Source organism: Azospirillum cavernae (assembly GCF_003590795.1).
Lineage (GTDB): Bacteria > Pseudomonadota > Alphaproteobacteria > Azospirillales > Azospirillaceae > Azospirillum > Azospirillum cavernae.
Genome location: NZ_QYUL01000001.1, coordinates 1,688,845 through 1,710,102 on the forward strand (window position 1 = coordinate 1,688,845; position 21,258 = coordinate 1,710,102).

At 66.6% G+C, this 21,258-nt stretch carries 19 protein-coding genes; 7 read left to right on the forward strand and 12 right to left on the reverse strand.

What is annotated here, in order from left to right; translation table 11 throughout:
- Positions 1-65: 65 nt before the first annotated feature.
- The gene (locus D3877_RS07670; protein ID WP_119830067.1) at positions 66-845 is read left to right on the forward strand and encodes a DODA-type extradiol aromatic ring-opening family dioxygenase; all 780 of its coding nucleotides are present in this window, start codon (positions 66-68) and stop codon (positions 843-845) included.
- 162 nt (positions 846-1,007) lie between these two features.
- Positions 1,008-2,969 (forward strand): sensor histidine kinase, encoded by a 1,962-nt coding sequence (locus tag D3877_RS07675; RefSeq protein WP_119830851.1) that lies wholly within the window; start codon positions 1,008-1,010, stop codon positions 2,967-2,969.
- Positions 2,970-2,975: 6 nt separating this feature from the next.
- On the opposite strand, the gene D3877_RS07680 is transcribed toward D3877_RS07675, so the two are convergent.
- The 11 genes from D3877_RS07680 to fdhD form a co-directional block, all read right to left on the reverse strand.
- A complete protein-coding gene (locus D3877_RS07680) occupies positions 2,976-3,671 on the reverse strand; it encodes a class II aldolase/adducin family protein (RefSeq protein ID WP_119830068.1) in 696 nt (231 codons plus the stop codon).
- 154 nt (positions 3,672-3,825) lie between these two features.
- Positions 3,826-4,836: a formate dehydrogenase subunit gamma gene (locus D3877_RS07685; protein WP_119830069.1), complete on the reverse strand. Its 1,011-nt coding sequence runs from the start codon at positions 4,834-4,836 to the stop codon at positions 3,826-3,828.
- 14 nt (positions 4,837-4,850) lie between these two features.
- A complete protein-coding gene (locus D3877_RS07690; protein ID WP_147395104.1) occupies positions 4,851-5,030 on the reverse strand; it encodes a hypothetical protein in 180 nt (59 codons plus the stop codon).
- Between the two features lie 2 nt (positions 5,031-5,032).
- A complete protein-coding gene (gene fdh3B / locus D3877_RS07695) occupies positions 5,033-5,665 on the reverse strand; it encodes a formate dehydrogenase FDH3 subunit beta (protein WP_119830071.1) in 633 nt (210 codons plus the stop codon).
- Positions 5,666-5,683: 18 nt separating this feature from the next.
- Positions 5,684-8,587, reverse strand: coding sequence for a formate dehydrogenase subunit alpha (locus D3877_RS07700; RefSeq protein WP_119830072.1), 2,904 nt, complete (start codon positions 8,585-8,587; stop codon positions 5,684-5,686).
- A gap of 13 nt (positions 8,588-8,600) precedes the next feature.
- Positions 8,601-8,819 carry a formate dehydrogenase gene (locus D3877_RS07705; protein ID WP_119830852.1) on the reverse strand — a complete coding sequence of 73 codons (219 nt, stop codon included), beginning with the start codon at positions 8,817-8,819 and terminating at the stop codon, positions 8,601-8,603.
- Positions 8,820-8,844: 25 nt separating this feature from the next.
- Positions 8,845-9,573: a TorD/DmsD family molecular chaperone gene (locus D3877_RS07710; RefSeq protein ID WP_119830073.1), complete on the reverse strand. Its 729-nt coding sequence runs from the start codon at positions 9,571-9,573 to the stop codon at positions 8,845-8,847.
- Positions 9,574-9,629: 56 nt separating this feature from the next.
- Positions 9,630-10,421, reverse strand: a complete 792-nt coding sequence (locus D3877_RS07715) for a DUF3306 domain-containing protein (RefSeq protein ID WP_119830074.1) — start codon at positions 10,419-10,421, stop codon at positions 9,630-9,632.
- Positions 10,418-10,939 carry a DUF3305 domain-containing protein gene (locus D3877_RS07720; RefSeq protein WP_119830853.1) on the reverse strand — a complete coding sequence of 174 codons (522 nt, stop codon included), beginning with the start codon at positions 10,937-10,939 and terminating at the stop codon, positions 10,418-10,420. Before D3877_RS07720 ends, D3877_RS07715 begins: the two co-directional genes overlap by 4 nt.
- Positions 10,936-11,556: a molybdenum cofactor guanylyltransferase MobA gene (gene mobA, locus D3877_RS07725; RefSeq protein ID WP_119830075.1), complete on the reverse strand. Its 621-nt coding sequence runs from the start codon at positions 11,554-11,556 to the stop codon at positions 10,936-10,938. Before mobA ends, D3877_RS07720 begins: the two co-directional genes overlap by 4 nt.
- Entirely contained in the window at positions 11,549-12,430 is an 882-nt protein-coding gene (gene fdhD, locus D3877_RS07730; RefSeq protein ID WP_119830854.1) for a formate dehydrogenase accessory sulfurtransferase FdhD, read from the reverse strand. Before fdhD ends, mobA begins: the two co-directional genes overlap by 8 nt.
- 82 nt (positions 12,431-12,512) lie before the next feature.
- Here fdhD and D3877_RS07735 point away from each other — a divergent pair, with 82 nt between their 5' ends.
- Together D3877_RS07735 and D3877_RS07740 are read left to right on the forward strand one after the other, a co-directional pair.
- Complete coding sequence (locus tag D3877_RS07735; RefSeq protein ID WP_119830076.1) at positions 12,513-13,208, forward strand: ABC transporter permease; 696 nt, start codon at positions 12,513-12,515, stop codon at positions 13,206-13,208.
- An 82-nt stretch (positions 13,209-13,290) separates the two neighbouring features.
- Entirely contained in the window at positions 13,291-14,145 is an 855-nt protein-coding gene (locus tag D3877_RS07740; RefSeq protein WP_119830077.1) for an ABC transporter substrate-binding protein, read from the forward strand.
- A gap of 10 nt (positions 14,146-14,155) precedes the next feature.
- Here D3877_RS07740 and D3877_RS07745 read toward each other — a convergent pair whose 3' ends face one another.
- Complete coding sequence (locus tag D3877_RS07745; RefSeq protein WP_147395105.1) at positions 14,156-15,694, reverse strand: prolipoprotein diacylglyceryl transferase; 1,539 nt, start codon at positions 15,692-15,694, stop codon at positions 14,156-14,158.
- Between the two features lie 384 nt (positions 15,695-16,078).
- Here D3877_RS07745 and D3877_RS07750 point away from each other — a divergent pair, with 384 nt between their 5' ends.
- From D3877_RS07750 to moaA, 3 genes are all read left to right on the forward strand, one after another.
- Positions 16,079-17,851, forward strand: coding sequence for a hypothetical protein (locus D3877_RS07750; protein WP_119830079.1), 1,773 nt, complete (start codon positions 16,079-16,081; stop codon positions 17,849-17,851).
- A gap of 81 nt (positions 17,852-17,932) precedes the next feature.
- A complete protein-coding gene (locus D3877_RS07755; RefSeq protein ID WP_119830080.1) occupies positions 17,933-19,984 on the forward strand; it encodes a 4Fe-4S dicluster domain-containing protein in 2,052 nt (683 codons plus the stop codon).
- 136 nt (positions 19,985-20,120) lie between these two features.
- Complete coding sequence (gene moaA, locus D3877_RS07760; RefSeq protein ID WP_119830081.1) at positions 20,121-21,137, forward strand: GTP 3',8-cyclase MoaA; 1,017 nt, start codon at positions 20,121-20,123, stop codon at positions 21,135-21,137.
- The last annotated feature ends 121 nt before the right edge of the window (positions 21,138-21,258 follow it).

The window sequence follows — 21,258 nt, forward strand, 5'->3', positions numbered from 1 at the left end:
AATGGTCGCCAGCCCCCCATCTATCGCTTGCCCCGCCCCACGGCCCGGCTGGAGTCCGACCCAACATGACCGTCTTTCCCTCCGTCTTCGTTTCCCACGGCGCCCCCACCCTGATTCTGGAAAACAGCCCTGGTCGGGATTTTCTCGCCGGGCTGGGAACCCGACTCGGACGCCCCAGCGCGGTTCTCGCCGTCTCGGCCCATTGGACCACCCGGCGACCAGCGGTCAGCGGCGCCGTCGCGCCGGAAACCGTCCATGATTTCTATGGCTTTCCCGACGCGCTCTATCAACGGCGCTACCCGGCTCCCGGCGCGCCCGCGCTGGCCGAGCGGGTCGCCGGACTGACCGACGCCGTGGTGGACCCCACACAAGGGCTGGATCACGGCGCTTGGGTGCCAATGATGCTGATGTACCCCGAGGCCGATATTCCGGTGGCGCAGGTCGCGGTTCAACCGGGGCGCAGCGCCGCCGACCACATCGCGATGGGTCGGCAACTGGCCGCGCTGCGCCGCGAAGGCGTGTTGATTCTGGGCAGCGGCGGCGCGGTTCACAATCTGCGGGAGTTCCAGTTCGGCGGCGGCGCGGTGGCCCGTTGGGCTGGCGACTTCGCCAACTGGCTCGACGCCACGCTCACCGCTGGCGACTCCGAGGCGCTGGCCAACTGGCAGACCGGCAGCCCCGACGCCCGCCGCGCCCACCCCAGCGACGAGCATTTCCTGCCCCTGCCGGTCGCCTTCGGCGCGGCGGGCGAAGGCGCGCGGGCCGAACGACTGCACGCCGGGTTCGAGCATGGCAGCCTCGGCATGCAGGCCTACGCCTTTTCAAACCCGACGGACGACGCGTAACCTCCACTTGCCTGTTTGCGAGACGAGCGCGCCAAGCTACAATCCCGCCCGCGCGGCGGCCCTTCGCCCCGCGCCTTTTTGGATTGGACATCGCGTGCGGGAGTTGGCGTGAAGCGGAGCGGCATTCTGTCCCGGAGCGGCGGCCTGCCCCGATTCCGCGCGATGACCGTGGCCTCCCGGATCTCGGTCGGCTTTGGCGTGGCGTTGGCTTTGGTGCTGGCGCTGACCATCGTTGGCCTTGGCTGGTTCTACGCGGTGAGCCGCGACGTCGGCGCCTTTTCCAACAGCGCCGACATCTCGCAAACAGCGGCCGACGCCGACATCGCCTTGCGCGATCTTGAGGTGTCGGTCCGCGATCATCTGACCTATGGCGACGACCAAAGCCTGCTCGACGCCACGTTGCGCCATGACAGCATCAGCGAGCGACTCGCAACGCTGACCAAGGCCGCCACCGACCCCGCCGACCAGACGGCGCTGGCCAAGGCCAACGCCTCGCTCAGCGATTACTGGACGGCGGTGCAGCGCATCATCGCCCTGCGCAACGACCGCAACACCCGCATCATCACCGCGTTGGAACCGCTGGTCAGCCAGACCCGCGAAAAGCTTGGGCAGTTGAAGAACGCCGGCGGCGTCGATTCGAGCGCGCTGGCCGGCGACGCCACCGTCGCCGTCCTGCTGATGCAAGAGCATCTGTCCCGCTACGTCGAGCGCCGCGATCCGCTGGACGCCGAGGCGATGCGGACGGAGTTGGCCAACGCCCGCAACAAGCTGGCGGAGATGAACCGTTATCTGTGGGTGTCCGGCACCCGCCAGATCATCGGCGAGGTCGGCGATCTTCTGGCCAAGGCCGACGACAACATAACCCGCGTCGAAGCGACGGTGGTGGAGGAGGACGGGCTGCGCGCCGACGCGATGGCCCCCAACGCCGCCGGAATCGCCGCCAACATCGGCGAGGTGCGCCGCCGCGCCGACGGCGGGGCCGATGGGTTGCGCAGCGCCCTCACGAGCAGCATGAGCGGCTACACCACGATCGCCCTGTCCGTCGGCGGCGTGATTCTGCTGCTCGGTCTGCTGGCGGTGTGGCTGGTCCAGCGCAGCGTTGGGCGGCCCGTTCACAGCATGGCCGACGCGGTGACGGCGCTGGCCGCTGGACAGACGAATTTCCCATTGCCCGCCATCCGGGGCGACGACGAAATCGCCGCCATGGCGCGCGCCGTTCACCGCCTGCGCGCCACCGCCGAGGCCACCGAACGCGAGCGGCAGGAAAGCGACATTCAGACGAGCGCGTTGCTGCGCGACAAGGCCCGCGCCGAAAACGCCAACGAGGCCAAGACCAATTTTCTGGTCAACATGGGCCAGCAACTGCACAGCCCGCTGACCGACATCATCCAATCCAGCCAAACCCTGATGAGCGAGTTGCACCGGCTGGGCGTGACCGAGTTGGCGACCGACGTCGAACACATCCAATGGACCAGCGAACAGCTCGTCGGGCTGGTCGATTCGCTGCTCGATTACGCCAAAATCGAGGCTGGGGCGATGGACGTCTGCCTTCAGGATTTCGACGTCAACCGCCTGTTGGTCGAGGTCCGCGAACGCAGCCTGCCCAACGCCGATCTGCACGACAACAGCCTGGACATCGCCGCCGCCGCCGGGCTGGGCGCGATGCATTCCGATTTCACCAAGGTGCGGCAGGCCCTGCTCAACCTGCTGGATAACGCCTGCAAATTCACCCAGAGCGGCTCGATTGTCCTAGGGGCCGAAAAGACCGAGCGCGACGGCGTGTCCTGGTTCCGTTTCACCGTGACCGACACCGGGCGCGGCTTCCCCAGCGCGCAAACCGGACGGCTGTTCCAGCCCTTCGTCCAGGGCGGCGCGGTGCCGACCAGCGGCAAGCGGCGCGGCGCCGGTCTGGGGCTGACTCTGGTCGGCCATTACACCGCCATGCTGGGCGGCGACATCGAGGTGACGAGCGAACCGGGCCAAGGCGCCCGCATCACCCTGACCCTGCCCGCCATTTACCAGCCCCCGGCGGAAGAGCGTTCCCTGCAACTCGACGCCATTGGCGGCGCGCGCCCGCTGCTGCGCGTCGCCTCGCACAAGCCGATGGCGCAACTGACGCCGTAACAGCGGTCACGCGCGCGGGCGAGCCGTGTCCTCTGGGGCGTCGTTGTCGTCGATGGGTTGACCGTACTTCATCCGGCGCATCTTTTCGGCCACCCGCGCGATTTCGGCGGGCGGCAGGATCACCGGCTCGCCAAGCTGTTGGGCGTAAAGATACTGGCGGGCCAGCGTTTCGACCTCCACCGCCAAGGCCAACGCCGCTTTGACGCTTTTGCCCAGAACGATCATGCCGTGGTTCGCCAGCAGGCAGGCCAACCGCCCGTCCAGCGCGGCAAGCGCGTGGTCGGACAGTTCTTGCGTCCCGAAGGTGGCGTAGGGCGCGCAGCGGATCGAATCGCCGCCAGCCAGCGCCACCATGTAATGAAAGCTGGGGATGCCGTGACCATGCACGGCCAGCGCCGTGGCGAAGGTCGGGTGCGCGTGCAGCACGACGTCCACGTCGGCGCGCGCGCGCAGAATGTCGCGGTGAAACCGCCATTCCGACGAGGGGCGGCGCGCGCCGACGTACGTGCCGTCGAAGCCCATTGCGACGATGTCCTCCGGCGTCATCTCGTCATAAGGCAGGCTCGTCGGGGTGACGAGAAAGCCGTCGGCGATCCGCATCGACAGATTGCCCGACGCGCCTTGATTGACGCCCAGCCGGTTCATGGCGAGGCAGGCGTCGATGATCGCCCGGCGTTCGGTCAGATTGGCAAGCTGTGTCATCGGGGGTTGGCTCCGTCAGGATCGGAGCGCAGCGAGCCAGATCGGCGGAGCGGCGTCAAGAGCGTCGGAACGGTTCGCTTTTTCCCCCTCCCCGGCCCTCCCCCGCTTCGCGGGAGAGGGAGAAGCGCTGCGAAGTCCCCGCGCAAATCAAGCTCTACTCCGCCGGAGTCCCGTGGCTGTGGTGATGGCCGGGCTTCTCGCCAGTCACTTCCTCGACCCACAGGGAATGATGCTCGCGCGCCCATTGCAGTTCGACTTGCCCGTCGCCCATGGCGGCGAAGGCGCCCTCCATGCCGACCGAGCCGATGTAGATGTGGGCGACGATGATCGCGATCATGACGATGGCGATGGCCGCGTGGCCCAACTGGAACAGTTGCAATTCGGCCAGGGTGGCGAAGCTGAAGGGGAAGATCAGTTGCACGCCGGTGAAGGCCAGCATCCCGCCGCCAACCACGGTGGACCAGAAAATCACCTTCTGGCCACCGTTGAACTTGCGGGCCGGAGGGTGAACGCCCTTGGAAAACAGGCCGCCCGCCTTCAGGAACCACACCAGATCATGACGTTCGGGAATGTTGTGGCGCACCCACAGCAGGAAGATCAACAGCAGCCCAAGGATGAAGGCGAAGCCGAGGAAATTGTGGGCGAGCTTGCCGTAATGCGTCAGCGTCGCGAAAGGCTGCGGCCCCAACAGCGGCAACAGGGTGAAACGCCCATACAGCAGATTGAGGCCCGACACGGCGAGCACGACGAAGCTGCCCGCCGTCAACCAATGGGCGGCGCGTTCAAAGGCGTTGAAGCGCTGGATGGTTTTTCCGGTCTTGGCCCCGTCGATGCGAATCCGCCCGCGCAGCAGGAAAAACAGCGCCAAAACCGCGAAAATCCCGCCCAACACCCAGGAGCCGTATTGGCTGAGCGGCCCGTTGCGCAGGGCGCGCCACGCCTCCCCCTCCGACTGGATCAGCACAGCGGCTTTTTTGTCGGGGATCGAGACGACGCCCACCGTCTGGCCGGTCCGCACGGCCTGCCAGACGTCGCCCCGATTCACCCCTTCGATCTGGGTCGGCACCGGCGGCGCGTCGCTGGGAGCGGCCAGCGCCGGAGCGGCGATGGTCAACCCGCCGACAAGAGCCAGAGCCATCATGCAAAGGGGCAGGCGCCGCGTCATCGTGTCTCTCCCGCTCAGAATCGTTGAGTCGCGGCGCGCTGCTGGAGCGCCCGCAGCTCGTCTTCGGTGCGCGGCGTGTCGGGGGCGCCCTGGTAGACGCCCTTCTCAATGTGGATCGGGCGCGGCGCCGAATCCTCCTGGCACCCGGCCAGCAGGGCGACGGACGCCGCCGCGATCAGGCAAAGACCGCGCATGGTCATTGCCCCTGCTTGCGCTCGCGAAGCTGGTCGCGCTCCTGCCCGTTCTTGGTCTGGTAGGCCGTGCCCCAACCCCAGGCGCCGGAACCGAAACCACGGGCGACGACACGCTCGCGGTAGATGTCCGACACCTTGTCGGCGTCACCGGCCAACAGCGCCTTGGTCGAGCACATTTCGGCGCACAGCGGCAGCTTGCCTTCGGCCAGACGGTTGCGCCCGTATTTCTTGAATTCGGCTTCGGACATGTCCTCTTCCGGGCCGCCGGAGCAGAAGGTGCATTTGTCCATCTTGCCGCGCGTGCCGAAATTGCCCGCCTGCGGGTATTGCGGCGCGCCAAACGGGCAGGCGTAGAAGCAATAGCCGCAGCCGATGCACAGATCCTTGTTGTGCAGCACCACGCCCTGGTCGGTCTGATAGAAACAATCGACCGGGCAGACCGCCTTGCAAGGCGCGTCGGAGCAATGCATGCAGGCGACGGAGATCGTCCGTTCGCCCGGCTTGCCGTCGTTGATGGTCACGACCCGGCGGCGGTTGACGCCCCAGGGAACCTCATTCTCGTTCTTGCAGGCGGTGACGCAGGCGTTGCATTCGATGCAGCGTTCCGCGTCGCACAGGAATTTCATGCGGGCCATGGTTCAGCGCTCCCGTGCTCAAACCGCCGCGATGCGGCAAAGGGTGGTTTTGGTTTCCTGCATCTGCGTCACCGAATCATAGCCATAGGTCGTGGCGGTGTTCGCCGCCTCGCCCAGCACGATCGGGTCGGCCCCCTTGGGGTATTTCGACCGCAGATCCTGCCCCTGATACCAGCCGCCGAAATGGAAGGGCATGAAGGCGACGCCGCGCCCCACCCGTTCCGTCACCATCGCCTTGACCTTGACGCGGCCCTTCTCGGCCCCTTCGACCCACACCATTTGGCCGTCCTTGATTCCGGCGTTGTTGGCGTCGAACGGGTTCATCTCCACGAACATGTCCTGCTGCAACTCGGCCAGCCAGGGGTTGGACCGGGTTTCGTCGCCGCCGCCCTCATACTCGACCAAACGGCCCGAGGTGAGGATGATCGGGTATTCCTTGGACACGTCGCGGTCCTGAATCGACTTGTAGAGAGTCGGCAGGCGCCAGGACTTGGTGTCCTTGTAGGTCGGGTAGCTGGCGACCAGATCACGGCGCGGGGTGTAGAGCGGTTCGCGATGGATCGGCACCGGATCGGGGAAGTTCCAGGCGACGCAACGCGCCTTGGCGTTGCCCGGCGGGTTCAGGCCGTTCTTGACCGCGACGCGCTGGATGCCGCCCGACAGGTCGGTGGTCCAGGACACCGCGCCGATCTTCTCGCCGCCGATCTTCTGGATGACCGCCAGTTCCTCCGCCGTCAGATCCTTGTCGAAGCCCAGCTTTTGCAGCATCGCCATGGTGACTTCCGGATAGCCGTCCTTGATCGGCGAGCCTTCCGGGTAGGAGCCTTCGGCCAGCAGGGTCACGCCGTTGCGCTCCACCCCAAAACGGGCGCGGAAGGCGCCGCCGCCCTCGGCCACCGGCAGCGAGGTGTCGTAGAGGTTGGCGCTGCCCGGATGCTTCATCTCCGGCGTGCCCCAGCAGGGCCAGGGCAGGCCGAAGAATTCGCCATCGCAGGGACCGCCGACGGCGCGCAGCGTCGTCTTGTCGAAGGTCGCCTGATGCTGCATGTGCAGCTTCATGCGCTCCGGCGACTGGCCGGTGTAACCGACCGACCACATGCCGCGATTCCACTCGCGCGTGATGTCCTCGATCAGCGGCTCATTCCCGTTGACCTTGATGTTCTTGAACAGATCCTTGTCGATCCCGAATTTCTTGGCGAACAGATACATGATCTCATGATCGGTCTTCGCCTCGAACAGCGGTTCGATGATCTTCTCGCCCCACTGCACCGAACGGTTCGACGCCGTCCGCGACCCGTAGGTCTCGAACTGGGTGGCGGCGGGCAGCAGATAGAAATTGTCCTTCCGATCCGACAGCACCGCCGTCATCGTCGGGTAGGGATCGACGACGACGAGAAGCTCCAGCTTCTCCATCGCCTTCTTCATTTCCGGCAAACGCACCTGGCTGTTCGGCGCGTGGCCCCAGAAGACCATCGCCTTCAAGGATTCCGGCTGGTCGATGTTCTCCTTGGCTTCCAGCACGCCGTCGTACCAACGCGACACCGGAATGCCGGTCTTCTCCATCAACTCTTTGGAGGCGAAGCGGGCGAGGACGCTCTCATAGGGCAGTTCCCACACGCGCGCCCAATGCTTCCACGCTCCGTCGGCCAAACCGTAATAGCCGGGCAAGCTGTCCGACGTCACGCCGAAGTCGGTCGCGCCCTGGACGTTGTCGTGGCCACGGAAAATGTTGGTGCCGCCACCCGACACGCCGATGTTGCCCAGCGCCAATTGCAGGACGCAATAGGCCCGCGTGTTGTTGTTGCCGATGTGGTGCTGGGTGCCGCCCATGCACCAGACCAGCGTGCCGGGCCGGTTCGACGCCAGCGTGCGGGCCACGCGCTTGAGCTGCGAGCCGGGAACGCCGGTCACGCGCTCCACCTCCGCCGGGGTCCATTTGGCGACCTCGGCGCGGATGTCGTCAAAGCCGTAGACGCGCTTGGCGATGTAGTCCTTGTCCTCCCAGCCATTCTCCAGAATGTGCCAGAGGATGCCCCAGATCAGGCCGACGTCGGTGCCGGGGCGGAAGCGGATGTATTCGTCGGCCTTGGCGGCGGTGCGGGTGAAGCGCGGATCGGCGACGATCAGCGGCGCGTTGTTCTGCTCCTTGGCCTTCAGGATGTGGAGCATCGACACCGGGTGCGCCTCGGCGGCGTTGGAGCCGATGAAGAACAGCGCCTTCGACTTCTGGATGTCGTTGTAGCTGTTCGTCATGGCGCCGTAGCCCCAGACGTTGGCCACGCCCGCCACCGTCGTCGAGTGGCAGATGCGCGCCTGATGATCGACGTTGTTGGTGCCCCAGAGAGCGGCGAATTTGCGGAACAGATAGGCCTGTTCGTTGCTGTGCTTGGCCGACCCCAGCCAGAACACCGCGTCGGGGCCGGATTTCTGCCGGATCTCCAACAGCTTGTCGCCGACCTCCTGGATCGCCTGATCCCAGGACAGGCGGGTCCAGACGCCGTTGACCATCTTCATCGGATAGCGCAGGCGGCGTTCGCCATGCGCGTGTTCGCGCACAGCCGCGCCCTTGGCGCAATGGGCGCCCAGATTGATCGGGCTGTCGAAACCGGGTTCCTGGCCGATCCACACGCCGTTCTGAACCTCTGCCACCACGGTGCAGCCGACCGAACAATGGGTGCAGATGGTCTTAAGCTGCTTGATCGGCGCGCCAGCGGCGGCGGTCGCCGGACCGGCGGCGTCCGCCTTCTTCACCATGCCAAAGGGCATCGTCGCGGCGAGCGCCGCGCCGCCAGCGGCAAGGCCGGAGCCGCGCAGGAAGGCGCGGCGATCCACCGTGGCCCCGGTGACGGCGCCGACGGTCTGCGACAGGCTGCGGGACAGATGACGGCCACCGGCGGCGACCGCGCTTTTCTTGATGAGCATCGGGGCGATCCTCTTAGAAGCGGCTCAGCTCGTAGACCTTCCGAACATGGTCGGTCTCGCGGTAGCCCGTGGTGGTGGTGGAATCGGCAGGCGCGGCTTCGGCGGGTCCGGTGACGGCGACCGCCCCGACGGCGACGGCGCCCAGCGCGCCGACGCCAAGACCGGCGACGCGGAACAGGTCACGCCGCGCCAGGGCGCTGTTGGGCTTATCCGTCTTCGTCCGATCGGTCATGGTCTCGCTCCCGTCCATCCGTCCATCACGCCGCAAGATCGAAGGCCCGGCCCTCGACCGCCAAAAACTGTTCGCCGACCGCCCCGACCGCCCGATAAAAGCGCGCCGAGGGCGAGGTCTGGAGATCCGCGAAGAACCGCCCGGCCCAAGAGCCGATGTGACGGTCGTAAAAGCGCCGCTGCTCGACCAAACCGACCGGCCCACCATCAGACAGACCAAAGGCGCCGCCGATCAGCCCGGCCATCATCTCGAACAGCGCGGCCAGATGGTCTTCCGGCTCGCTCACCCCGTCGGCCCGCGCGATGCCCAACCGGGCCATGTCGTCGCGCAGTTCGGCCAGCGGCTTTTCGTTCATGAAGCCGGTCAAATAGTAAGAGGCGTAAGGCAGGCGTTCGCTGCCGCCGACGCCGATGAAGAGAATGGTGTGCTCCGCCGCCACCGCCGCCGCGCCGTCATCGCGCGCCGCGCTGGCCAAGCGATCGAGCGCGTCGCCGAACGGGCCGCCGTCGCCCTGGATCGCCGACAAACCAGCCAGCAGATCGGCGTCGGGCGGGGCGCGCAGCAGGCGGGCGAGCAGGCCGTAAAGACGCGCGCGCAACAACTCCTCCTCCGCCAAGGGGACGGAGTCCGTGTCGTCAACCGCGTGATCGGCGCTTATGGCCACAGGCCGAAACCCTCCCCAACCCACATGGCACAGGCTTTGCGGCGCGGCGTTCAGCGCCTCGCCAAATGGTCCAAGCGGACCCTCGCCCATTTTGATGCATCTGCGAAAAGCCTTTGCCAGACAGAGGCTTAACACGGCAGATGTCGTTAATAAGAAAGCCCGGCCAGACGCTTTGTCAACAAAGGACAGGGCGGAAATGTGGTCCAAACCACTCTTTCTGAAAGCGCTATGCTCGCGCTGTCAGAGCGCCCCTTGCGTTGTAAGGGGCGCGATGGGATGCGACGTTTTGCCTCAGGATTGGGGCGGCGGCGCGTCCTCCCTCTCCCCAAGATTATCCCCAGGGCGGAGAGGGGCGGGGTAAGGGGGATCGGCGGCGAGGACAGAGTCGGAGAGCGGAGTCTCGACCGGCGAAGGCAACGCGTCGGTCGGCGAAGGCAAGCTGTCAGCTTCCGTAGAAACATCCGGCAACGCCTCCCCCTCACCCCGACCCTCTCCCCGGGGGGAGAGGGAGATTCTGGGTCATCGGTCAGGAAGCCGCGCCCGACGCGGTAGAGCGTTTTGACCGGCTCGCTCAGGTTGAACAGGCCGGTGTAATCGTCGGCGTAGTCCTTCAACCCATCGTCGTTGGCGTAGACCGGGTCGGAGGTCCACAGCTTGCGCAGCGCCTGCCGGTGAAGATCCTCCGGCACGTCGGCGCGCAGGAAGGGGGTGAAGTCGGACTCGGCGGTCAAATCCTCAACCGAGGGCAGATCGGCCAGAGGATCGGCGGCCTCGTCCACCGAAGGCGGCGGCGCGTCCCCATCCGTCTCCACGAACGCCGCCCCTTCGGGCGCCGCCGCCGCGACCGGCGGCTCGGTGGTTGGCGGCGCGGGATCCGGCGGCGTCGCCGACGCGCGCTTCAACCGCGACCAGCGCGACAGGAACGCTTCGTCGCTCATCGCGGCCCACCGCCCCGTTTGCCGTCCTTGTCGAAATGGCGTTTGCGCTCGCGCTTCTCGAACGGGACGTCGACATGATGTTGATCGACGAAATCCCGGACCAGAGCGGCGATTTCCGGCGGCATCGGCACGGTTTCCACCACATCCATGCCGACCTGATAGCCCTCCCCCTCATGGGCGGACGCGGTGACGACGACGGGGACCATCCCGTCGCCCTCCGCGTCGGGGCGCAGCACCACCCACAGGCGGGGCGGATCCTGCGACAGATTCAGGCGGTAGCCTTCGGTGTCGGTGCGGAACAGCTCCAGTTCCAGCGTCGCCGCGTGGGTGTGGGTCCAGCCCTCGCCCGCGCGCAGCACGCGGCCCGGCGGCTCGACCGGCCCGGCGCCGGGGATTACCGCCGCCACCCGCCAGAACCATTCGGCCCATGGGCTGGTCGAGGCGCGACGCTCCACCACGATTCCCAGCGGCAGGGTTTCAATGCGGTTCAACGGTTCCGAGGCCGGATCGTCGCTCACCGCGAGGCCCCCCACACCATCAGCCGTTCGGCCTCTTCGATGTCCTCGGGCCGGTTGGCGTTGAAGAAGGGATCGACTGGATCAATGGAGAAATCGGCCACCGCCAGCCGGTAGCGCCCGGTCCAGGCATCCACCTTGCGCACCCCCTCCTCCTCCACGGCGCGGCGCAGATCGGCGGCCAGCGCCACCGGCCACAGCCCGAAGACCGGATGGGTCTGCCCGTCGGAGCGGGCGCAGGCGAGATCCGCCCCCTCGCGCTCCACCGCCGCCGCCAAGCGCGTCACCAGATCGCCCGGCAGAAAGGGCGCGTCGGTGGCGAAGGTGACGACCCAACGGGCGCCCGGCGCGTGGTCGCGCGCCCATTCCAGCCCGGTCAGCACCCCAGCCAACGGCCCCGGATAGCCGCCGACGACGTCCGCCGCCACCGGCAGGCCGAATTGGGCGAAGCGCGCCGGGTCGCCATTGGCGTTCAGCACCAGCGCGCCGACCTGCGGGCGGGCGGCGTCGATGACGCGCTCCAGAATCGTCCGACCGGCCAACCGCTGCAAATTCTTGTCGCCGCCGCCCATCCGGCGCGACAACCCGCCGGCCAGCAGCAACCCCACCACCTCACTCATCCGCGCGGCCCCCCTTGCGCCCGTGCCTTTGGTCTTCCTCGCCCGCTGCGGCGGGGTCGGCGTCGAAGATCAGACGGTCGGTTCCGGCCAGCGCCAGAAAGCGCCGCCCCTTGGCCCGCCCCACCAGGGTCACGTTGGCCTGACGCGCCAACTGCACCCCCCAAGCGGTGAAGCCAGAGCGGGAGATCAGGATCGGAATCCCCATCTGCACCGTCTTGATAACCATTTCGGAGGTCAAACGACCCGTCGTGTAAAAGATTTTGTCCGCAGCCGAAACATGGTTCAGATGCATCCACCCGGCCACCTTGTCCACCGCGTTGTGCCGCCCGACATCCTCCATATAGACCAGCGGGCGGTCCTCCTGGCACAGCACGCAGCCATGGATGGCCCCAGCCTCCAGATACAGACTCGGCGTCAGGTTGATCGCCTTGGAGAGCGCGTAGATCCAGGAGGTGCGCAGGCGGGCGTCGGGCGGCAGCCGCACCGTCTCGAACACCTCCATCACGTCGCCAAAGGCGGTGCCTTGGGCGCAGCCCGAGGTGAGGGTCTTTTTCTTCAGCTTGGCTTCGTAATCGGTGGCGCGTTCGGTGCGGACGACCACCGTGTCGGTCTCCTCGTCCACGTCGATGGCGGTGATGCGGTCGTCGCGCCGCAGCATGTTCTGGTTCAGCAGATAGCCGACCGCCAGACAATCCGGGTAATCGCCGATCGTCATCATGGTGACGATCTCCTGCCCGTTCAGATAGAGCGTCAAGGGACGCTCGACGGTGACTGAGGTTTCGACCGGGCGTCCGTCCTGGTCCAGGCCGGACACGCGTTCGGTCAGCTTGGGGTTCGCCGGATCCGGCTGTATGGTGAGGGGCGTGTTGCTCATGCGGCCAAGCATGGGCGACCGCCGTCGCGGCGGCAAGCCCAACCATCGCCCCGCGCCCCAGGGCTGACCCCAACCGGACCCGATGCAGGACTTCACCCAGGCTCTGACCACCGCCCTTCAGATGATCGTGACGCTGGACGACGGGTTGACGCGCATCGTCGGCCTGTCGCTGCGGGTCAGCCTGACCGCCGTTCTGGCCGCCACGCTCATCGGCCTGCCGCTGGGGGCCGCCGTCGCCGCCCTGCGCTTTCCCGGACGGCGCGGGCTGTCGGTGCTGCTGAACACCCTGATGGGGCTGCCGCCGGTGGTGGTCGGGCTGGTGGTGTTTTTGCTGCTGTCGCGCTCCGGCCCCTTTGGCGTTCTGGGGCTGCTGTTCACGCCGACCGCGATGATCGTGGCGCAGACGGTGTTGATCGTTCCCATCGTCGCCTCGCTGGCCCGCCAGACGGTGGAGGATCTGCTGGTCGAGTATGACGATTTGCTGCGCGTCACCGGAGCCGGGCCGTTCCACACGTTGACGACACTGCTGTCGGAAGCGCGCTGGAGCCTGTTGACCACCGTGCTGGCCGGGTTCGGTCGGGCTTCGGCGGAGGTTGGCGCGGTGATGATCGTCGGCGGCAACATCGAACACGCCACCCGCGTGATGACCACCGCCATCGCGCTGGAAACCAGCAAGGGCGATCTGCCCACCGCGCTGGGGTTGGGGATGGTGCTGATGACCCTGTCGCTGCTGGTCAATTTTGCCGCGTCCCTGCTGCGCGAGGCGGCGAAGCGTTAGCTTTTGACAGGCGGGGACTGGTCGAGGACCGGGCGATGCGTTACGTCTTGTCGATCACAACGCGTTTGGGGAGGATCACGGAATGTTGCGCCGTTCATTCATCAGCCGGGCCGCGCTGGGTTGCGCCGCCGCCGTCGCCCTGTTCGGGCTGGGTTTGGGCGCGACCGCGCGGGCGGAGGAGCGTTTCATCACCGTGGCCTCCACCACCTCGACCGAGGATTCCGGGCTGTTCAAGGCGCTGCTGCCGACCTTCACGGCGAAGACGGGGATCGCGGTGCGCGTCGTCGCCAAGGGCACCGGGCAGGCCATCGATCTGGCCAAGCGCGGCGACGCCGACGTGCTGTTCGTCCACCACAAGCCATCCGAAGACAAATTCGTCGCCGAGGGCTTCGCCGCCGAACGCAAGCCGGTGATGTACAACGATTTCGTCATCGTCGGCCCGGCCAAGGATCCGGCGGGCGTCAAGGGATCGACGGACGTCGCCGACGCGCTGGGCAAGATCGCCGCCGCCAAGGCCCCCTTCGTGTCGCGCGGCGACGACAGCGGCACCCACAAGGCCGAGCTGTCCCTGTGGAAAACCGCCAACCTCGACCCGGCGAAGGCGGAGGGCGGCTGGTACAAGGCCATCGGCCAAGGCATGGGACCGACGCTGAACACCGCCGCCGCGCTGGAGGGCTATGCGCTGGCCGACCGTGGCACCTGGCTGAACTTCAAGAATCGCGGCGGCCTGGCGGTTCTGGTCGAAGGCGACAAGCGGCTGTTCAACCAGTATGGGGTGATGCTGGTCAGCCCGGCCAAATTCCCCCATGTGAAGGCCAAGGACGGCCAGAGCTTCGTCGATTGGCTGGTCTCGGCGGACGGGCAAAAGGCCATCGCTGATTACCAGATCGACGGCCAATCCCTGTTCTTCCCCAACGCCAACGAACCGGGGGTGTGAGGGGCGGCGGTCAGACGCGCACGTCCACCGGAATGGTCAGATAGCCTTTCACGCTGGGAACGCCCTGACGAAACAGGGGCATGGCGGCCAAATCCTTGACAAAGCCTTTGCCCGCCATGTCCTCGAACGACTGGCCTTTCTTGGCCGCCATCGCCTCTTTGATCATGCGGACGACCGGGCTTTGGCTGTCGGCGACCAGCGACGGCTTGTTCTCGGCGCGCACGGTGTTTTCATAGGCCAGTTGCGACGCCGCCCGCTGCACCGACCAGTTGGCCGACGCCTTTTCCTCCGGGCTGACGCCGTCGAGGAAGGCGATGCCCGCCTTCAACCGGGCGGACGCGTCGTTGCCGGTCGGGTCGGCGCGTTTGGCCGCCTCGTCCTGCTGTTTGCTCATCAGGGATAGCGCGGCCTTCTGTTCGGTTTCCGAGAACAGGCCGCCGCCGTTGCTGGCGACGGCGAACAGCGACCGCCGGTCCAACCCGCTGAACACGGTGTTGATGATCGTCTCGTCGCCCTTGCCGAAATCCGCCGCCTTGCCGTTGGCCGACAGCTTGAGATAGCCGTCGTCCAGCGCGTCGCGCGCGTCCTTCGTCACCTTGCCCATGCCGGCCATGCCCTTGGACGCCGATTCCTTCGACGCCGCCTTGGCCGCCTCATCGAGCATCAACGTGGCGTCGGTGATGACCGCCGCCTCCGGTTCGGGATCGGGGGCGGCGGGTTCATACTCGGCGGATTCGGTGTAGGTTCCCTTGCCGACTTCGGGAATGTCGACGTTGGCGACGAATTTGTTCAGCCCGTTTTTGAACAGTTCGGGCTTGAAACCCAGATCGGTGAAGCGCTCCAGCGCGTCTTTGCCCTTCTTGTCGTCCAGGGCGAGATAGCCGTCCGCCGTGTCGCCAAAATCGGCCCGCTTGAACGCCTCTTCATCCCGTTTCAGGCGCGCGCCGAACAGAGCGCCCATCTTTTTCGACGGATCGCCGCCAGCGCTCTCCCATTCCTCTTTCTGCGCGTCGTCGATTTCCGCCTTCAGGGCGTCCACCTGCTCGGTTCGCGCCGCGTCCGCCGCCGGATCTTGCGGCCCGCCGTCCCGCGACGGCGCGATGAGGGCGATCATCTTGTCCTGCGCCGCGCTGACCCGCGTTTCCCGACGCTGCGCCGCCGCGCTCAAGACTTTGCCCTGCGCGGCGAGGTCGGCGTCGTCGGCGTCCTGCGGCCGTTCCTTGCTGAAGCGCTTGTACAGGCCGTTGGTCGCCAGCGCCCGCAGCCCCAGCGACACCTCTTCCGTGGTCATCTGGTTGGACTTGACCAGCCCCTCCAGCATGCCGCGCGCCTTGGTCCCCAGCGCGGCGAACACATCCCCGGCCACGCCCTTCAACGCCTTGCCCAGCGCGCTGATCTCCACCTTGTCGGTGACGCCCTTGGCTTTGTCCGCCGACACGGCTTTCCACCCGCCTTCAGCGGGCGCGGCGGCGGCGGGCGCGGTCGGAATTTTCACCGCAGCGGCGGCGGACGCGGTGGACCCGAACAAGCTTGCGGCGCTGATGCCCATGGTGAACGCTCCCCCATCAAAGCCGCCCATCCGCCCCAACGCCGGACGCGCCGCCAAAATTGCTTAGATTTCGAATGTTTTCTTGGATGCTCTCAAGCAAGAGTGTGACCGGAGCGATTAACTGGAGGTTAAAAGCGTGATGTCTTCGCAAAATTACGAGGAAATTTTGTTTCTTTTCTATTGCTTTGCTTTCTAAGGATTGACCGTTTCTTTCAGCCCACGCGGTCCTCGAACATGAGAGTTCTGACGAGAGTTGGGCGGGATCCGCAAGAGCGCGCCGCCAAACGCAAGGCGCACAAACCCTTCCAAACCCGTCTATTTCCGTTTCTTTCCAGGACAAAAACTCTGATAGGTTGAGTTTGTTGGATCGGTGGAAGGAATGCGATGAGCGGGATTGCCAACACCAGCGTTGAGGAAATCGCCGACTGCATGCGCGCGCGCAAGCGGGCGAAACAGGCGTGCAGCCTGCTGATCGGGGCGGGTTGTTCGCTGTCCGCCGGGATTCCGTTGGCCAACGGCTTCGTGAACCGCATCCAAGAGGACCACAACGCAGCCTATCGGCGGGCGAAGACGAAGACCTATCCGGCGGTGATGGCGGAGTTGGGCGACGGCTACCGCCGCGATCTGGTGGCCGACGCCATTGACAAGGCCCACATCAATTGGGCGCACATCGCCATCGCCCAATTGATGAAGCACGGCTATGTCAGCCGCGTGCTGACCACCAATTTCGATCCGCTGGTGGTGCGCGCCTGCGCCATGGTTGGGGAATTCCCGGCGGTCTATGATTTCGCCGCCTCCCAGAATTTCCACCCTGAATATCTGCCGGAAAAGGCCGTCTTCTACCTGCACGGCCAGCGCGACGGCTTCATCCTGCTGCACACGGACGAGGATGTGAAACGCCACAGCGCCAACCTCGCCCCCCTGTTCCGCGAGGCCGGGCAAGGGCGGATGTGGCTGGTCGCGGGCTACAGCGGGGAAAACGACCCGGTGTTCGAGCATTTGGAAGCGGTCGAGCGTTTCCACTACAACCTGACCTGGGCGCGCTACGAGGACGAGGATCCGCCGCCCCACCTGACGAGAAACCTGCTGAAACCCGGCAAAGGCACCCTTTATCTGCGCGGCTACGACGCCGACCGCCTGTTCGTCGAACTGGCGCAACGGCTGGACTGCTTCCCACCCGACTTCATCAGCGCCCCGTTCCAGCATCTCCGCGACACGCTCGACCGGGTCGGCCCCTTCCAATTGCCGCACAAGGGCGGGCAACTCGACATCGTGCAGGAGGCCCGGAAACGCATCGACCACGCGGAATCCGTCGTGCGTGACGTGGCCGACACCACGCGGGAACGTGTCCTGCTGGCGATGAGCCGGGGTGACTACGAGGAGGCGGTGAGGGACGTGTCCGACGGAGCCATTGCCCAGGATGACGAACTGCGGGGCATAGTGGCGACCGCGCATTTCATGCTGGGATTCGACGCTCAGAGAAGAGGCAGGGATGTTTCTGGTGATGACCACGCGCACGCGCTCAACACAGCCATCGATCATTACAAGAACAGCATCGCCATCAAACCCGATTCCCACGAGGCGTGGAACAACTGGGGCATCGCCCTCATCGATCAGGCAAAAACCAAAGACGGGGAGGACGCGCAGCGGCTCTTCGACTTGGCCGCGCAAAAATTCGCCGAAGCCAGCGCCATCAAACCCGACCACCACGAGGCCTTCAACAACTGGGGTGCCGTCCTCGCCAATTTGGCAAAAGCCAAAGGCGGGGAGGACGCGCGGCCGCTCTTCGACTTGGCCGCGCAAAAATTCGCCGAAGCCATCACCATCAAACCTGATTACCACTATGCACTGTACAACTGGGGAAACACCCTCGTGAATCTGGCAAGAGCCAAAGGCGGGGAGGACGCGCAGCGGTTCTTCGAGTTGGCCGGGCAGAAATACGCCCAAGCCATCGTCATCAAACCCGACAAACACGAGTCCCTGTTCAATCTCGCCTGCCTGAACGGACTCCAACACGACGAAGCCGCTTGTCGCACATGGTTGACACGCAGCCTGTCCATCCCCCACCCCGACGCCAAACACCTGCTCGCCACCGACACCGACCTCGACTCCATGCGTGACAGGCCCTGGTTCCAGGAGATGTTGGCCGCGCTCTGACACCCCTGCGCCAACTTTCCCATTCCCAAGCCCCCGCCCGCGCCCATATCACTGTCGGCGGAACCTGGGGGGAGCGGCGGCATGATGATCGGTGGCCGGACAGTGCTGGTGTGCGATTGCGCGGGAAGCGTCGCGTTGGATGGGGCGGCGCTGGGGGCGGCCTGTGGGGCCGGGGGGGCGGTCGCCGTTCACAGCCAGTTGTGCCGGTCGCAGCTTGATCGGTTCGAGGCGGCGCTCGCCGCCAGCGGCGGCGCGCCGTTGCTGGTCGCCTGCACGCAGGAAGCGCCGCTGTTCCGCGAAATCGCGGCGGATCGCGCGCCCGACGCGGCGCTGGGCTTCACCAACATCCGCGAACGGGCGGGCTGGTCAGACGAGGGGCCGGACGCCCTGCCGAAGATCGCCGCGCTGCTGGCCGAAGCGGCCCTGCCGATTCCGCCGACCGGGGCCTTGTCGCTGACCTCCAACGGGGTCTGTCTGGTCTATGGGTCGGACGAGCGCGCGGTGGAGGCCGGGCGGACGCTCGCCAAGCATCTTGACGTCACCGTGCTGTTGACCGCGCCGCGCGACGTCGCGCCGCCGCCGGTGATGGACGTCGCCCTGTTCCGGGGCCGCATCCGCGCCGCGCGCGGCTGGGTCGGCGCGTTTGAGATCGTGGTGGATGATTACGCCCCCGCCCTGCCCTCCGCGCGCGGGGCGCTGGCGTTCGAGTCGGCGCGGCACGGCGCCTCGGCCCGCTGCGACCTGATCCTGGATTTGACCGGCGGCGCGCCGCTGTTCCCCGCCCATGGGCGGCGCGACGGCTATTTGCGGGCCGATCCCGGCAACCCGGCGCAGGTGGCGCACGCCCTGCTCGACCTCATCAATCTGGTGGGGGAGTTTGAAAAGCCGCTGTTCGTCGATTACAAGCCCGACCTCTGCGCCCATTCCCGCAGCCGCAAGACCGGCTGTTCGCGCTGTCTGGACGTCTGCCCGACCGGGGCGATCACGCCGAACGGCGACGTCGTCGCCATCGACCCGCATGTCTGCGCCGGTTGCGGATCCTGCGCGTCGGTCTGCCCGACCGGGGCCGCCACCTACGCCCTGCCGCCCGCCGCCACCGTGTATGAGCGGCTGCGCACGCTGCTGACCACCTACGCCAAGGCCGGGGGCGTCGCCCCCGCTTTGCTGATCCACGACCCGCGCCATGGGGAGGAGCTGATCGGCCTGATCGCCCGCCATGGCCGGGGGCTGCCCGCCCGCGTCATTCCCTTCGCCCTGAACGAGGTGACGCAGACCGGATTCGATCTGTTCGCGCTGGCCCTGGCCTATGGCTGCACCCATGTCCGCGTGCTGACCGGGCCGGAGAATGTCGGGGAAACCGCCGGGCTGGCCAGCCAGATCGGCTTGGCGGAGGCGGCCCTCAGCGGGCTTGGCTATGGCTCCGGCCGGGTCGGGGTGATCGAGTCCCGCGACCCCGACGCCGTGGCGGCGGAGCTGTGGAGCCTGCCCGCCGCCGCGCCGCACCGGGCCGGGATGTTCCTGCCGATGGGAAGCAAGCGCAGCGTCACCATGCTGGCCCTGCGCCATCTGCACAGCGCGGCGCCGACTCCCGTTGAAGTTCTGCCGCTGCCGCCGGGCGCGCCCTTTGGCCGGGTGGCGGTGGATGTGGCGGGCTGCACGCTGTGCCTGTCCTGCGTCGGGGCCTGCCCGACCGGGGCGCTGCTCGACAACGCCGACAAGCCGATGCTGTCCTTCGCGCAGGACGCCTGCGTCCAATGCGGGCTGTGCAAGACGACCTGCCCCGAAAAGGTCATCACGCTGGTCCCGGAAATCGACTTCCGCGACCGCGCGCGCGGCGCGTCCGTGGTGAAGGAGGAGGAGCCCTATTGCTGCGTGTCCTGCGGCAAGCCCTTCGCCACCAAATCCTCGATCGAGAAGATCGTCGCGACGCTGGCCGGAAAGCATTGGATGTTCGCCACGCCGGAGGCCGCCAACCGCATCCGCATGTGCGAGGATTGTCGGGTGCAGGACCAGTTCGCCCAGGGCGGCGCGCCCTTCGCGCTGGGCCAGCCCCGGGTGACGCGCACCACCGACGACGATCTGCGCGAACGGGATGAGGCCGAACGCGCGGCGGCGGCGGGGAAACCGCATTGACCCGATCCTCACCAAGACTTGATCGCCGTCAAGGCGACCTTGCCCTACCCTGTGGGACAAAGGGACACCATCTCTGTATGATGCGCAACACCAACAAACGGCGCTCCAACCGGACGCCGCGCAGCGGAGCCTGCCGATGACGAGCGAGTCCCCCGCCCCCCTCATCGACCCGTTCGGTCGGGCCGTGCAGTATCTGCGCGTGTCCGTCACCGACCGTTGCGACCTGCGCTGCGTCTATTGCATGGCCGAAGACATGAGCTTTCTGCCGAAGGCCGACGTTCTGACGCTGGAGGAGATCGACCGGCTGTGCAGCGCCTTCGTCAAGCTCGGCACGCGGAAACTGCGGCTGACCGGCGGCGAACCGCTGGTGCGGCGCGACGTGATGCAATTGATCCGGGCCTTGGGCCGTCACATCGCGTCCGGCGATCTGGACGAGCTGACCCTGACCACCAACGGCACCATGCTGTTCAAGCACGCCGCCGGGCTGTATGAGGCCGGGGTGCGGCGGATCAACGTGTCGATGGACACGCTCGACCCCCACAAATTCCAGGCGATCACCCGCTGGGGCAAGCTCGACAAGATCCTGGGCGGCATCCAGGCGGCCAAGGACGCCGGGCTGAAGATCAAGATCAACTGCGTGGCGCTGAAGGGCGTCAACGACGACGAAATCCACCGCATGGTCGCCTGGTGCGGCGAGCAGGGCTTTGATTTGACCTTCATCGAGGTCATGCCGATGGGCGACGTCGGCGAGGGCGCGCGGCTCGATCAATATTGGCCGCTGACCCAGTTGCGGGCCGAATTGGAAACCCGCTGGACGCTGGACGAGAGCGACCACCGCACCGGCGGCCCCGCCCGCTATGTCCGTGTGCGGGAAACCGGCCAGCGCGTCGGCTTCATCACGCCGCTGACGCACAATTTCTGCGAAAGCTGCAACCGGGTGCGGCTGACCTGCACCGGCACCCTCTACATGTGCCTGGGCCAAGAGGACGCCGCCGACCTGCGCACGCCCTTGCGGATGAGCGACGAGGACGGCCCGCTGATCGACGCCGTGCGCGACGCCATCACCCGCAAGCCCAAGGGCCACGACTTCCTCATCGACCGCCAGCACCAAGGCCCGGCGGTCCCCCGGCACATGAGCGTGACGGGGGGGTGAGGCCGCGCGAATCCGCATTGCCCCCTCCCCAACCCTCCCCCGCTTGTCAGCGGGAGAGGGGGCCTTTCGGACAAGCGCCGGTCATCCCCTCTCCCGCGTGAGCGGGGGAGGGTTAGGGAGG

Coding starts and splice junctions, on each gene's coding strand:
- fdhD (WP_119830854.1), bottom strand. CDS start 12,430: ATGAGCAACACGCCCCTCACCATACAGCCGGATCCGGCGAACCCCAAG.
- D3877_RS07740 (WP_119830077.1), top strand. CDS start 13,291: ATGTTGCGCCGTTCATTCATCAGCCGGGCCGCGCTGGGTTGCGCCGCC.
- fdh3B (WP_119830071.1), bottom strand. CDS start 5,665: ATGGCCCGCATGAAATTCCTGTGCGACGCGGAACGCTGCATCGAATGC.
- D3877_RS07745 (WP_147395105.1), bottom strand. CDS start 15,694: ATGGGCATCAGCGCCGCAAGCTTGTTCGGGTCCACCGCGTCCGCCGCC.
- mobA (WP_119830075.1), bottom strand. CDS start 11,556: ATGAGTGAGGTGGTGGGGTTGCTGCTGGCCGGCGGGTTGTCGCGCCGG.
- D3877_RS07715 (WP_119830074.1), bottom strand. CDS start 10,421: ATGAGCGACGAAGCGTTCCTGTCGCGCTGGTCGCGGTTGAAGCGCGCG.
- D3877_RS07670 (WP_119830067.1), top strand. CDS start 66: ATGACCGTCTTTCCCTCCGTCTTCGTTTCCCACGGCGCCCCCACCCTG.
- D3877_RS07675 (WP_119830851.1), top strand. CDS start 1,008: ATGACCGTGGCCTCCCGGATCTCGGTCGGCTTTGGCGTGGCGTTGGCT.
- moaA (WP_119830081.1), top strand. CDS start 20,121: ATGACGAGCGAGTCCCCCGCCCCCCTCATCGACCCGTTCGGTCGGGCC.
- D3877_RS07705 (WP_119830852.1), bottom strand. CDS start 8,819: ATGACCGATCGGACGAAGACGGATAAGCCCAACAGCGCCCTGGCGCGG.
- D3877_RS07680 (WP_119830068.1), bottom strand. CDS start 3,671: ATGACACAGCTTGCCAATCTGACCGAACGCCGGGCGATCATCGACGCC.
- D3877_RS07735 (WP_119830076.1), top strand. CDS start 12,513: ATGCAGGACTTCACCCAGGCTCTGACCACCGCCCTTCAGATGATCGTG.
- D3877_RS07710 (WP_119830073.1), bottom strand. CDS start 9,573: ATGGGCGAGGGTCCGCTTGGACCATTTGGCGAGGCGCTGAACGCCGCG.
- D3877_RS07755 (WP_119830080.1), top strand. CDS start 17,933: ATGATGATCGGTGGCCGGACAGTGCTGGTGTGCGATTGCGCGGGAAGC.
- D3877_RS07700 (WP_119830072.1), bottom strand. CDS start 8,587: ATGCTCATCAAGAAAAGCGCGGTCGCCGCCGGTGGCCGTCATCTGTCC.
- D3877_RS07685 (WP_119830069.1), bottom strand. CDS start 4,836: ATGACGCGGCGCCTGCCCCTTTGCATGATGGCTCTGGCTCTTGTCGGC.
- D3877_RS07750 (WP_119830079.1), top strand. CDS start 16,079: ATGAGCGGGATTGCCAACACCAGCGTTGAGGAAATCGCCGACTGCATG.
- D3877_RS07690 (WP_147395104.1), bottom strand. CDS start 5,030: ATGCGCGGTCTTTGCCTGATCGCGGCGGCGTCCGTCGCCCTGCTGGCC.